10 protein-coding genes are annotated in these 12,799 nt (G+C 37.6%); 8 read left to right on the top strand and 2 right to left on the bottom strand.

Annotated features, from left to right (window positions below):
• Positions 1-7: 7 nt before the first annotated feature.
• From rpmG to VXN63_RS05170, 3 genes are all read left to right on the top strand, one after another.
• Positions 8-157 carry a 50S ribosomal protein L33 gene (rpmG, locus tag VXN63_RS05180; protein ID WP_327756921.1) on the top strand — a complete coding sequence of 50 codons (150 nt, stop codon included), beginning with the start codon at positions 8-10 and terminating at the stop codon, positions 155-157.
• 220 nt (positions 158-377) lie between these two features.
• Positions 378-1,460, top strand: a complete 1,083-nt coding sequence (locus VXN63_RS05175; RefSeq protein WP_327756920.1) for a GGDEF domain-containing protein — start codon at positions 378-380, stop codon at positions 1,458-1,460.
• 30 nt (positions 1,461-1,490) lie between these two features.
• Positions 1,491-3,713, top strand: coding sequence for a glycosyltransferase (locus VXN63_RS05170; protein WP_327756919.1), 2,223 nt, complete (start codon positions 1,491-1,493; stop codon positions 3,711-3,713).
• Positions 3,714-3,793: 80 nt separating this feature from the next.
• Here the strand turns inward: VXN63_RS05170 and VXN63_RS05165 are convergent, their stop codons facing one another.
• The gene (locus VXN63_RS05165; RefSeq protein WP_327756917.1) at positions 3,794-4,156 is read right to left on the bottom strand and encodes a DUF2512 family protein; all 363 of its coding nucleotides are present in this window, start codon (positions 4,154-4,156) and stop codon (positions 3,794-3,796) included.
• Positions 4,157-4,366: 210 nt separating this feature from the next.
• Between VXN63_RS05165 and VXN63_RS05160 the strand changes: the two genes are divergently transcribed.
• A complete protein-coding gene (locus VXN63_RS05160) occupies positions 4,367-7,798 on the top strand; it encodes a pyruvate carboxylase (protein ID WP_327756916.1) in 3,432 nt (1,143 codons plus the stop codon).
• Positions 7,799-7,975: 177 nt separating this feature from the next.
• Positions 7,976-8,800, top strand: a complete 825-nt coding sequence (gene purR / locus VXN63_RS05155; protein ID WP_225744708.1) for a pur operon repressor — start codon at positions 7,976-7,978, stop codon at positions 8,798-8,800.
• A 46-nt stretch (positions 8,801-8,846) separates the two neighbouring features.
• Here purR and VXN63_RS05150 read toward each other — a convergent pair whose 3' ends face one another.
• Entirely contained in the window at positions 8,847-9,467 is a 621-nt protein-coding gene (locus VXN63_RS05150; RefSeq protein WP_327756914.1) for a general stress protein, read from the bottom strand.
• A 309-nt stretch (positions 9,468-9,776) separates the two neighbouring features.
• On the opposite strand from VXN63_RS05150, the gene glmU reads away from it, so the two are divergent.
• The 3 genes from glmU to VXN63_RS05135 all read left to right on the top strand — a co-directional run bounded on the left by glmU (position 9,777) and on the right by VXN63_RS05135 (position 12,794).
• A complete protein-coding gene (glmU, locus tag VXN63_RS05145; RefSeq protein WP_327756913.1) occupies positions 9,777-11,150 on the top strand; it encodes a bifunctional UDP-N-acetylglucosamine diphosphorylase/glucosamine-1-phosphate N-acetyltransferase GlmU in 1,374 nt (457 codons plus the stop codon).
• 110 nt (positions 11,151-11,260) lie between these two features.
• On the top strand, positions 11,261-12,235 hold the full coding sequence (locus VXN63_RS05140; RefSeq protein ID WP_225744705.1) for a ribose-phosphate diphosphokinase: 975 nt from the start codon (positions 11,261-11,263) through the stop codon (positions 12,233-12,235).
• Positions 12,236-12,356: 121 nt separating this feature from the next.
• Positions 12,357-12,794, top strand: coding sequence for a NusG domain II-containing protein (locus VXN63_RS05135; protein WP_327756912.1), 438 nt, complete (start codon positions 12,357-12,359; stop codon positions 12,792-12,794).
• The last annotated feature ends 5 nt before the right edge of the window (positions 12,795-12,799 follow it).

The raw sequence follows: 12,799 nt of genomic DNA, 5'->3' as shown, positions 1-12,799 counted from the left end.
TTAAGTCATGAGAGTAAATATCACTTTAGAATGTACAGAAACAGGAGAAAGACAATATATTACAACAAAGAATAAGCGTAATAATCCTGAAAGAATAGAACTAAAAAAATATTCACCAAAATTAAGACGAAAAGCTTTGTTTAGAGAAGTAAAATAACCAGTAACTATAAAAAGAATGAGTTTATAATGAATCTCTGCTTAGGATTTTATCTAAGTAGGGATTTATTTTTTGTACATTCAGAGCTTTAATGATACGATTCTCTTTTAGATAGAGAATACAAAAATGTCATAATTAAATCTATTTTTACCAGACTTTTACAATCTAAAAAGTTATGATAGAGAGTATAGATAATAACTGTAGATTAAGGAGAAAAGATATGTTTGAAGATTTTTTCATTAATATCAACATCATGATCGCACTGATTTTTACGTATATGAAAATAAGATGGAGTATTCGTGAGGAAACACACTCTGCCTGGAAGTCTTATGTAATCGATGGATTATGTGGAGGCTTGTTAGGGTGGGCGCTGATGCACTTTTCAATTCGAGTAGGAACGGAAACGCTGGTAGACTTAAGATTCATCCCTATCTTACTGATGTTTCTTTTTATAGGGAAAGTTCCTACTTTTATTTCGGTTATTTTTATAGCCTGTATAAGATTTATTTATGGTGTCAATATATCGTCTTACTCGGCAGTTGTTATGCTGATTAGCTTATTCATAGGCTATATTTTTATTGAAAAATTTACACCAAAAGAAGATAGTGTCATTGTACGTGGAATGTACATGGTGATTTATTCCAACGTCGTTATTTCACTATTATTATATTATGTTGTTAGAGACTTTAATATTTTAATAGCACTGACGCCTACTTACTGGGTAATGGGGTCAATTGCTGGTTTGTCTTCAATACTGTTAGTGAACTACATGAGGACCTCGGAGTATTTGTACCGAAAATATGAAAATGAATCGACGATTGATTTTCTAACGGGTTTAAAGAATGTAAGAAATTTTGATAGTATCTGGAAGTACTCTGAAGAATTGGCCAACAAAAAAGGTAAACCGTTATCTTTAGTTATGTTGGATATCGATCACTTCAAAAGAATCAATGATACTTATGGTCATGCGGCTGGGGACTTTGTCTTGATGGAAATCTCACGCATTATGGAAGAAGTTGTTGGAAATAAAGGTTCTGTATTCAGAAAGGGTGGAGAAGAATTTGCCATCATTCTTCCTCTATTTAGAAAAGAACAAGCAGAAGAAATGGCAGAGACAATAAGAAGTAGGGTTGAAAGACATCGGTTTGCTGTTGATGACGAAACAAAACTGTCGGTGACGATTTCATGTGGCTATGTGAGTTATCCGGAAATTGTTAAGCAAACAGATAATATGGTGGAACTTGCCGACGTAGCACTTTACCAAGCGAAAGAGACGGGTAGAAATAAAGTATTATCGTTGTGATGTAAAACATATAGCGAAAGGATGAAAAATATGACTACGTATCAAATCATCTATCTAGCCACTGTATTACTGATTTTGTCAGGCTGTTACTTTTTTGGAAAGAAAAATCAGACTGTTTTGAGAGTCAGTATCGTATTATTTTTAGGATTCCAGCTTTCTTACCTTATCTGGAGAACGACAAGCACCTTGCCAACCATATCGGTTTTGAGTATCATCGCAGGTCTGGCATTACTCTTTACAGAATGGATGGGGTATATACAGAGTTTAATTACCTCAACGTTATTCTGGAAAAAGAACAAACGTAAAAAGGTTTTCCTTTCTTCTTTCGAAACACTACCGACAGTAGATATTATGATTGCAACATATAATGAACCAGTAGATTTACTTAGGAGAACGATTGTAGCTTCTCAGTTAATGGATTATCCGGATGACTTATATGAAATACTCGTCTGTGATGATGGAAAACGAGAAGATGTGAGAGTGTTATGTGAAGAATTAGGTGTGCGTCATGTGACTAGAGAAGACAATAAGCATGCTAAAGCAGGGAACTTGAATCATGCCATGGATGTTTCAACTGGAGAAATCATTGTAACAATGGATGCAGATATGATTCCAAGAGCTAATTTCATGCAAGAAACTCTAGGATATTTTTCGGATGAGAAAGTCGGATTTGTACAGGCACCTCAGGCGTTTTATAATGATGATCCTTTCCAGTTCAATTTGTTTGCAGGTGACCGCATTAATAATGAGCAAGATTTCTTTATGCAGAAGTTAGAGGAAAAGAAAGATATTTACAATGCTACGATGTATATTGGGAGTAACGCATTGTTCAGACGGAAAACTATGGAGGAAATCGGAGGATTTGCTACTGGCGTCATCACAGAAGATATGGCGACTGGAATGTTGATTCAAGCCGGTGGATGGGAAACGGTATTCGTCAACAAAGTTCTCGCAGTAGGGTTAGCACCTGAAACGTTCAAAGATTTATTGAAACAAAGAGACCGTTGGTGTAGGGGGAACATACAGGTTATAAGAAAGTGGAATCCTCTAAAAACCAAGGGCCTGAGCTTTATGCAGAAACTTCTTTATATGGATGGCATTCATTATTGGTTCTTTGGTCTTTATAAACTGGTTTATCTCATTGCACCTATTCTTTATTTGGTATTTGGAATTGTTGTACTCAATGCTACTTTCACTGATCTACTGATATACTGGGTTCCAGCCTTTGTTTCTTCTCAAGTGTTTGCAAATCTGATTTCTGAGAAAAAACGAACAACGATGTGGACGAATGTATATGATTCTGCACTAGCACCATCGATGTCATGGGCAATTCTTTCAGAGATATTCCTGAAAGGGAATGGGAAGTTCAATGTGACTAGAAAAGGCATTCAAACGAACGAGCGCCAATTTTTATGGAGATCCAGCTGGTTCCATATTGTTCTTGCTGTTCTATCGGTTATCGGTATCTTCAGGGTCATACTAGCTTTAGTTGCACCAGAACTTGTAGATCTTCAAGTAGACAGTGTTTATATCAACTTATTCTGGGTGCTGTATAACCTAGCTGGAGTACTGCTAGTGATTATGATTTTCTTTGAGCGCCCTCGTTACCGGACAGCGGAACGATTCGTTATTACTAAGGGAGCTAACATTACAGATAAAGACCAGAGAATCCAAGCGAATATAGAGGATTTAAGCGAGTATGGAGCACGATTATCTATTGATACTTACGCAATCAAAGAAAAACTGTCCACAGTAGATTTTGTTGTGGAAGGTGGCCCGGCACTGAACGCAGAAGTACGCTGGGTGGATAAGAACAAGGACGGTAAAACGGAACTAGGCATCCAATTCAAGTCCTTGGATAAAGAACAATATCGTTTTGTCATTCAGACAATTTATAGCAATCCAAAAAGTAATATTGGAGAAAAAAGTTACAAAAAAGCGGGGCTCTTACCAACAGCTCTTGGATTTTTCAAACAATCGAAAAAAGCTCCGGCTTCCAAATCACGGATGGTCCTTCGAGAAAAAATCAAGACAAATGGTTTGTTAACATATCAGCATTTGAAATATTCAGTCTCTGTTGTTGACCTTAGTGAAGAAGGCGCACAAATCAAAACAAAAGCAAAACTTAAAAAAGAAGACCGTATTCTTTTAGATGCACCTGAGAATAATATCATAGGGAAAATAGGAGAAGTCAGATGGGTTAAAAAATCGCTAGGGAATACCTACGCGGGGATTCAGTTTGTAGAGAAGTAAAAAAGAAAAAGACTAGTTTAGTTAGAAGTGCTTAAGCACCAATAACAGGCTAGTCTTTTTTTGTTTTAAACTGATTATACTTATTTCATTGAACGTTCATCGGGTACAACATGACTCTTAAGCAACCATGAGTGAAAGAACCATTCAAAGATTGCGATACCAGCAGAAGCAACTAGACTTTCAAGGAAATAACTTTCCCCTAAAGCAAGGTATAGATAACCCCAAAGAATTGCAAGGGCACCACCCATGTCCACAACAGTAGCAACGATATTACCAATTTTTCTTAAAACTAAAAGGTCTCCAATAACATAAATCATTACGGAAACAATCGCACCACCAATTACAGCATGCATAAGCGGGATATTCCAGATTAATGATAAAATAATCCATGAAATCAGAATAATCGCAACTGATTTAATGACGATAGCTTTCAAATGTTTCATTGTATTTCCTCCTTTTTTTAAGATAGAATTATCTTATATCTAATTTTTAAATTAAACAAATAATAAAACTTGTTTTTTTATTCTGTCTTAACGAATGGTTTTGAAAGAGAAAAAACAAAAAGTTTTTGATACCAAATGTAGAAATGTCTGGTAAAATGGTAAGATAATCATGAGTTATAGTTTTGAAATAATGAGTAAGAGGTGAAGGAATTGGAAAAGGTACTCGTAGCAAATAGAGGCGAAATAGCGATTCGAATTTTTCGGGCTTTGACTGAATTAGGAATCGATACAGTAGGTGTATATGCTCAAGAAGATGAAAAAAGTGTTCATCGTTTTAAAGCAGATGAAGCTTACTTGGTTGGAAAGGGTAAAAAGCCAATAGATGCTTATCTAGATATAGAAGACCTTATCCGTATTGCTAAAGATGCTGGTGCGGATGCTGTTCACCCAGGTTATGGATTCTTATCAGAAAATTTGGACTTTGCCAAGCGATGCCAAGAAGAAGGCATCACATTCATTGGCCCCACTACGAATCAATTAGATGTATTTGGAGATAAATTAAAAGCGAAAAAAGTAGCATTAGAAGCAGGTATTCCAACAATACCAGGTACTGAAGATGCTATTCATACAGTCGATGAAGTTGTGGAATTTGCGAACACGCACGGCTATCCAATTATCATGAAGGCTGCTCTTGGTGGTGGTGGACGTGGTATGCGTGTGGCATTTAACGAAGAAGAGGCAATTGATGGATTTAAGAGGGCTCAAAGTGAGGCAATTGCTGCTTTTGGTCGTGGAGATATCTACGTTGAACGTTATATCCAAAACCCTAAACATATTGAAGTACAGATCCTTGGAGATACCCATGGCAATCTTGTTCATTTATTTGAAAGAGATTGCTCTGTCCAACGACGTCACCAGAAAGTTGTAGAAGTTGCACCGTGTGTTACATTGTCGGATGAAGTCAGAGAAGAACTCTGTCAGACAGCGGTCAAACTGATGAAACATGTAGATTACGTGAATGCAGGAACTGTTGAGTTTCTACTTGAAGGAGAGAACTTCTTCTTCATCGAAGTGAACCCGAGAGTTCAGGTAGAACATACCATATCAGAAATGATTACAGGTATAGATATAGTACAATCACAAATTTTAATTGCCCAAGGCAAGGATCTTCATAAAGAAGTCGGGATTCCGCATCAAGAGGATATTAAATTGATTGGCGCGGCGATTCAATGTCGTATCACTACAGAAGATCCATTGAATCAATTTTATCCTGATACAGGAAAAATCAACACGTACCGCTCTCCGGGTGGTTTTGGAGTACGTTTAGATTCAGGAAACGGCTTCCAAGGCTCAGTGATCACACCGTTCTTTGATTCTTTACTTGTTAAAGCATCTGTTCATGCAACGGATTTTGCTGGTGCTGTTCAGAAAATGGGAAGAGTCTTGAAAGAATTCCGTATCAGAGGAGTCAAGACGAATATTCCTTTCTTGGCTAACGTAGTCAAACACCCAGATTTTATATCGGGTAATGCTTCGACAACTTTTATTGATAAAACACCAGAACTGTATATTTTCCCTAAAACACAAGATAGAGGGAATAAAACCCTACAATATATCGGGAACGTTACCGTTAATGGATTTCCAGGTATTGGTAAGGTAGATAAAGAACCATTGAAACCGTCAAGAATGCCAGGGAAATTGATTCTTCCAGAAAAAGATATCATCAGACCTAAAACGTTGCTTGATCAGCAAGGGCCTGAAGCCGTTACTAAATGGATTCATGAGAAGGATGCTGTTTTACTGACAGATACAACATTCAGAGATGCGCACCAAAGTCTGTTAGCAACTCGAATGAGAACAAAAGATATGCTTCAGATCGCAGATAAAATGGAACAAGGGATTCCTGAATTATTCTCTCTTGAAATGTGGGGCGGGGCGACATTTGATGTTGCTTATCGATTCTTGAATGAAGATCCATGGGAAAGACTAAGCAAACTTAGAAAGAAAATGCCAAATACCTTATTCCAAATGTTATTTAGAGGATCAAATGGTGTAGGTTACGAAAACTATCCAGACAACGTTTTGGAGAAGTTTATTCAGGTGTCTGCACAAAACGGAATTGATGTATTCAGAATTTTTGATAGTTTGAACTGGATTCCACAGATGGAAAAAAGTATTCAGTATGTCCGGGATAACAACAAGATTGCTGAAGCAACGATTTGCTACACAGGAGATCTAAATGATCCATCACAGACAAAATACACGATGGACTATTATAAGAAAATGGCAAAAGAACTTGAGCAAGTTGGTGCCCATATTATCGCAATCAAAGATATGGCTGGACTACTAAAACCACATGCTGCCTATCGTTTGATTTCGGAACTAAAAGAAACGGTTGATGTACCGATTCACTTGCACATGCACGATACAAGTGGAAACGGCGTCTATACCTATGGTGCAGCTATACGTGCTGGGGTCGATATCGTGGACGTGGCTCAAAGCGCTTTAAGTGGAAAAACAAGCCAACCAAGTATGGGCAGTTTGTATTACGCTTTAGAGAACACAGCTCGTGCGCCTGAAATTAATATCCAAAACGTTGAATATATTAACAGATACTTTGAAGATGTCCGGAAATCTTATGCTGTATTTGAAGAAAAAATGCCAGCAGCTTCAACGGAAGTTTACAAACACCAAATGCCTGGTGGTCAGTATACAAACTTGAAGCAACAAGCAAAAGGCGTTGGTCTAGAAGATAGATGGGACGATCTGAAGGCTATGTATGCTGTAGTTAACGACATGTTTGGTGATATTGTTAAAGTGACACCTTCTTCTAAGGTTGTTGGAGATATGGCGTTGTTTATGGTGCAAAATGATTTATCTGAAGAAGATATTTTCAACAAAGGGAACAGTTTAAACTACCCACAATCGGTCGTTAGCTTCTTTAAAGGAGAATTAGGTAGACCAGAAGGTGGTTTCCCTGAAGAACTACAGAAGATCATTCTGAATGGCCAAAAGCCCATTGAAGGGCGTCCTGGGGATCATAGAGAGCCGCTAGATTTCAATGCACTGAAAGAAGAAATGGCTGTTTTCCTCGAAAGAGAACCGAGTATCGAAGAAATGTTGAGCTATGCGATGTACCCACAAGTATTCAAAGATTTTATCTTTTTCCAGAACACTTATGGAGATATCACAAAATTTGATACAGCTTCCTTCTTCTACGGTATGAGAACCGGTGAACAGATTGAAATTAGTATCCAAAAAGGTAAAACACTGATTATCAAGTTGAATCAGATTGGTGATCCGGATTCTGAAGGAAATAGAGTCTTGTATTTCGAATTGAATGGTCAAGGCAGACAAGTAGAAATCAAAGATAAGAGTATTACTAATACAAAAGCAGTACGCAAAAAAGCAGAACTATCAGATAAAGGTCATATTGGCGCAACGATGCCTGGATCTGTATTACAGATATTGGTCAGTCGTGGGGATAAAGTCGAAAAAGGCGAACCTGTGATTATTACCGAATCTATGAAAATGGAAACAACCATTCGATCAGGCATTTCAGGTACGATAGAACACTTATACGTGGCTGAGGGAGATCAAATCGAGACGAATGATCTACTGATTGAAATCGAAACAAAATAAATTTAATAGAACAGCGCGCTTTATCTATTGAGTCAATCAGTAGTGAAGCGCACTGTTTTTTAAATTTCCGAACAATTACTAAAAATGTCAAAGAATTAACTAGGTTTTTAACACAATAAGATGTAGAATAGATAATGTAGAAATTGAATGTACGTTAAATAAAAGAGGTGTACGTGTTTGAAGATAAAAAGAAGTGAAAGACTGATCGATATCACCAATTACTTGCTAGAGCATCCGCATACGTTAGTATCGCTTACGTTTTTCTCAAAAAGATATGAGTCTGCAAAATCGAGTATAAGTGAAGATTTGACGATTGTTAAAAAGACCTTTTTAGAAAGAGGTATCGGCATTCTCGAAACAGTTCCAGGAGCTGCTGGTGGTGCAAGATACATACCAAAAATGAAAAGAGAAGATATTGAAGCGTTCATTGAGGAATTGTCTGCAGAACTAAATCATTCGGAACGATTATTGCCGGGCGGATATGTTTACTTATCGGATATGCTTGGCCAGCCAGACTGGTTAAGAAAGATTGGACGAGTAATTGCGTCGTTTTATATGGATAAGAAAATCGATGCAGTGATGACTGTTGCAACTAAGGGTGTGCCGATTGCACAAGCTGTTGCGACTTATCTAAATGTACCTTTTGTGATTGTCCGTAGAGATTCAAAAGTAACAGAAGGATCCACTGTGAGTATCAATTATGTATCAGGATCTTCTTCACAGAGAGTGGAGAAGATGGAACTCTCTCGTCGTAGTCTTAAGAGGGGATCTAGAGTCTTAATTGTAGACGATTTCCTTAAAGGTGGAGGAACAGTGAACGGCATGAAGAGTTTGATAGAAGAATTCGATGCAGAACTAGTAGGAGCTACTGTAATTGCAGAAAATATTTATCAAGGGGTGCGTTCTATTGATAACTATACAGCACTGCTTAAGGTTAAGAGTGTAGACGTTGAAGATAGAACGATACAGGTTGTCCCGGGGAACTTTTTGACATCATTATAAACGACAAAAAAGCTATGGAGCTATTCCATAGCTTTTTTTATATGCTTTAGAGTTCGTCGTTTATGCGTTTTTCTCTTTTGTTCTGAGTGTCGTCTACATCAGCTTGAGCCGTTGTATCCTCAAGTTCTGGAGGGGTACCTTCAGATTGTTCTGGCTCTAAAGGTGGTTGTCCGCCATCAGTCATCCCCTGGACAGCACCTTCTTCAGGAAACCCAGCAATAGAACCCATAGCTCCGGTTGCTTGTGAAAGGTCTTGAACTTCGTCTGAAGAATCTGACTGATCAGCTGAAGAATCAGAACCTTGTCCTTTGAAGTTGTTCACAACAACAATAATCTCACCTGAAGATAGATTATCTCTATAATGATGGAGCAAATCATCTTCAGTTGTGTAATTGGGATCATCAAAATGGTGATCTTCTCTTACTTTAAAGGCATCTTTAATAGAATCCCAGAAAGATTTTTCATTTCCGTGGTCTGCATCATTGCCATTGATATCTGGCTCAGCTACATCTAAATGCTCAGGATTTTTAAGGGAGTCACTTCTTTTTTGATTAGCGAATAATGTGATTTCATCTTTCAAATAGCCTTCGCTCATTAAACGGGTGACGACTTTGATAACTTCCTTTTCAGTTTTGTAGCTTCCAATAACGGTTTGATTTTTTTTCATACGAATTTTCCTCCTATTGTAAGTTATAAATTTTAATAGAAAATGAGAAATATTCTCTAAAACACTTAATTGTGACTAAAATATGTCAAGTCCTATAACTACAGTATAAAAAACTTCCCCTTTTCAAACAAACGAAACAACTCCGTAACTTGAAAAGGATCGTTAGGTAAAGTATGATAGATTCAGTATTCAAAACAAAATTTTTGAAGTTTTTAGTGAAACAGCTTTTAAAGTAATAAAACATAAATGTAAAATATGAGGACAAAAATAGTTCAAGTAATAACAGAATAGTAGAATGGGAGAATGATTGTGAGTAATCGTTATGCAGTTATATTAGCCGCTGGACAAGGCACGCGTATGAAATCAAAATTATATAAAGTGATGCACCCGGTAATGGGTAAACCGATGGTAGGACACGTTGTAGATCAAGCACAGATCGTTGGAATGGACCAAATCGTTACCGTTTCTGGTGTAGGAGCTGAAACCGTTCAAGATTATCTTGGAGACAAAAGCGCCTATGTGCTTCAGGAAGAACAATTAGGAACGGCTCATGCAGTAAAACAAGCTTCTTCTGTCTTAAAAGATAAAGAAGGTACGACACTCGTTATCTGTGGAGATACACCTCTTCTTACAGCTGAAACGCTGGAAGGACTAATAGAATTCCACGAAAAAGAACAGGCAAAAGCAACAGTGCTGACAGCTTATGCAGAAAATCCTTTTGGGTACGGTCGTGTCATTCGTACGGAAGAAGAAGGCGTTACGAAAATTGTAGAGCAAAAAGATGCCACAGATGAAGAAGCAAAAGTAAAAGAAATCAACACAGGTACGTATTGCTTCGACAACAAAGCGCTTTTTAAAGCGTTGGAAATGGTCAAAAATGAAAATGTGCAGGGGGAGTATTATCTTCCTGATGTTATTGAAATTCTGAAAAAGCAAGATGAACTAGTTGAAGCGTATCAGCTAGCCAACATGGACGAAGCTTTAGGTGTGAATGACCGTGTGGCACTTGCTCAAGCTAATAAAGTCATGAAAGAACGAATCAACGAAAAACATATGCGTAACGGTGTTTCGATTATAGATCCGTCTAATACGTATATTGAAAGTGATGTTCAAATCGGTCAAGATACGACGATTGAACCAGGTGTTTACTTGAAAGGTGAGACAACGATTGGGGACGAAGCATTCATTGGAGCTCACTCTGTTATTGTAGACAGCACAGTTGGTGATCGAGTCCAAGTAACCAGCTCAATGCTAGAAGAATCTATTATGGGGAATGATAGTGACATCGGACCGAATAGTCATTTGAGACCGCAAACTGTATTAGAAGAATCTGTTCATATCGGGAACTTTGTAGAAATTAAGAAAGCAACAGTTGGTAAAAATACAAAGATTGGTCATTTGACATATGTTGGAGACGCTGAACTTGGTGAAAATATCAACGTTGGATGTGGAACGATCTTTGTTAATTACGATGGAAAACAAAAGCATAAAGTCATTGTTGGAGACAATTCTTTTATAGGATGCAACGCAAACTTGATTGCGCCCGTTACTGTAGAAAAAAATGCTTATATCGCTGCTGGATCAACGATTACACATACGGTTCCTGAAAATTCTTTAGCAATCGCACGTACCAGACAAACGATAAAAGAGTCATATTTTACAAAAATGCCACAAAAAGATTAGAACTCTCTCTAAAAAAGCGTTATTATTGAAGAAGAATATTGATTTATCTTAAACTTCATCATAAACTTATAGATGGAAAAAATAGACGCATAGAAAAATTGGAGGCCCACATGTCCGAATTGTATTCTGATCCAAAACTTAAGATTTTTGCTTTGAGTTCTAACGTTCCCCTTGCAGAGAAAATTGCAAAAGACGTTGGTGTTGAACTAGGTGACGTTTCTGTCAAGAAATTTAGTGATGGAGAGATTCGTATCAATATTGAAGAAAGTATTCGTGGTGATCATGTCTACTTGATTCAATCTACATCCGCTCCTGCTAATGATCATTTAATGGAAGTATTGATCATGATCGATGCATTGAGAAGAGCAAGTGCTAAAACGATTAATGTCGTGATTCCTTATTATGGTTATGCAAGACAAGATAGAAAAGCTAGATCTCGTGAACCAATCACAGCTAAACTAGTTGCGAATATGATTACTCAAGCAGGTGCAGACCGCATTTTGACGCTTGATTTGCATGCTTCTCAGATTCAAGGGTTCTTCGATATTCCAGTAGATCATCTTCTAGGCGCGTCGCTACTTGCGAACTGGTTCTTAGATAAAGGTCTTTGTGGAGAGGACACAGTTGTTGTATCTCCCGATCACGGAGGAGTAACTCGTGCGCGTAAACTAGCAGAATTCCTTAAATCTCCGATAGCGATCATAGACAAGCGTAGACCTAAAGCGAACGTAGCTGAAGTCATGAATATTGTTGGAAATGTAAATGGTAAAACTGCAGTATTGATTGATGATTTAGTGGACACAGCAGGCACAATCACACTTGCTGCAGATGCCTTAATCAATCAAGGTGCAAAAGAAGTTTATGCATGTGGAACACATGCGGTATTTTCAGGTCCAGCTATTGAGAGACTGGAAGCTTCTCCGATTAAGAAAATGGTTGTTACGGACTCAATCAACTTGCCGGAAGAACAAAAAATTGAAAAAATCGCTCAGGTAAGTGTTGGTGAATTGATGGGACACGCGATTAAACGTATCCACGAAAATAAATCAGTCAGCCCTTTATTCGAGAAAAAATTCAAAAAATAAATTAAACGATATTGCAGGATGAAACACTAGACCTTTAAGCCGTAAATCTTCAAGAGATTTACGGCGTCTAGTGTTTTTAATGTTTACATAGATCCATTGGATAGAAAGGATGAATGAAGTGATGGAGAAGATCAGGTTTCATTTAAGTAAAATGAAACCACTAGATGCTGTTATTATCGTCTGCTTGTTTGTCGCGTCTTTCATTCCACATATTGTCTATGGGGTTCATTTAAGTACGATCGATGAAGATGCCAAAACAATTGCTACAGTTAAGATTGCTGGAGAAGAAGTGTATAGTGTAGAATTGTCTGAGGAAACACCTCACGAATTGATGACGTTCTATCCATCTGACGATCAGTACAATATTGTCGAGGTAGATGGAACCAGAATTCGGAATAAAGAAGACAATAGTCCAGATCAGTTGGGTGTTAGAAAAGGCTGGATCAGTCGTCCAGGAGAAACCGTTGTGGTCCTCCCGCACAAATTGATTATTGAAATCCAATCAAAATCATCTGATGAAAAACAAGATGATCAAGAAGAAATCATTATTCCACTTTAGATAAA

Origin of the sequence: Marinilactibacillus sp. XAAS-LB27 (genome assembly GCF_036039175.1) — a bacterium.
Classification (GTDB): Bacteria; Bacillota; Bacilli; order Lactobacillales; family Carnobacteriaceae_A; genus Marinilactibacillus.
Note: the sequence above shows the minus strand (reverse complement) of the source record. Positions and strands in the feature narration are given on the sequence as shown.

What these genes read in the sequence shown, in the direction of transcription:
- rpmG (WP_327756921.1), top strand. Translation starts at nt 8, where the DNA reads ATGAGAGTAAATATCACTTTAGAATGTACAGAAACAGGAGAAAGACAA.
- VXN63_RS05175 (WP_327756920.1), top strand. Translation starts at nt 378, where the DNA reads ATGTTTGAAGATTTTTTCATTAATATCAACATCATGATCGCACTGATT.
- VXN63_RS05170 (WP_327756919.1), top strand. Translation starts at nt 1,491, where the DNA reads ATGACTACGTATCAAATCATCTATCTAGCCACTGTATTACTGATTTTG.
- VXN63_RS05165 (WP_327756917.1), bottom strand. Translation starts at nt 4,156, where the DNA reads ATGAAACATTTGAAAGCTATCGTCATTAAATCAGTTGCGATTATTCTG.
- VXN63_RS05150 (WP_327756914.1), bottom strand. Translation starts at nt 9,467, where the DNA reads ATGAAAAAAAATCAAACCGTTATTGGAAGCTACAAAACTGAAAAGGAA.
- VXN63_RS05140 (WP_225744705.1), top strand. Translation starts at nt 11,261, where the DNA reads ATGTCCGAATTGTATTCTGATCCAAAACTTAAGATTTTTGCTTTGAGT.
- VXN63_RS05135 (WP_327756912.1), top strand. Translation starts at nt 12,357, where the DNA reads ATGGAGAAGATCAGGTTTCATTTAAGTAAAATGAAACCACTAGATGCT.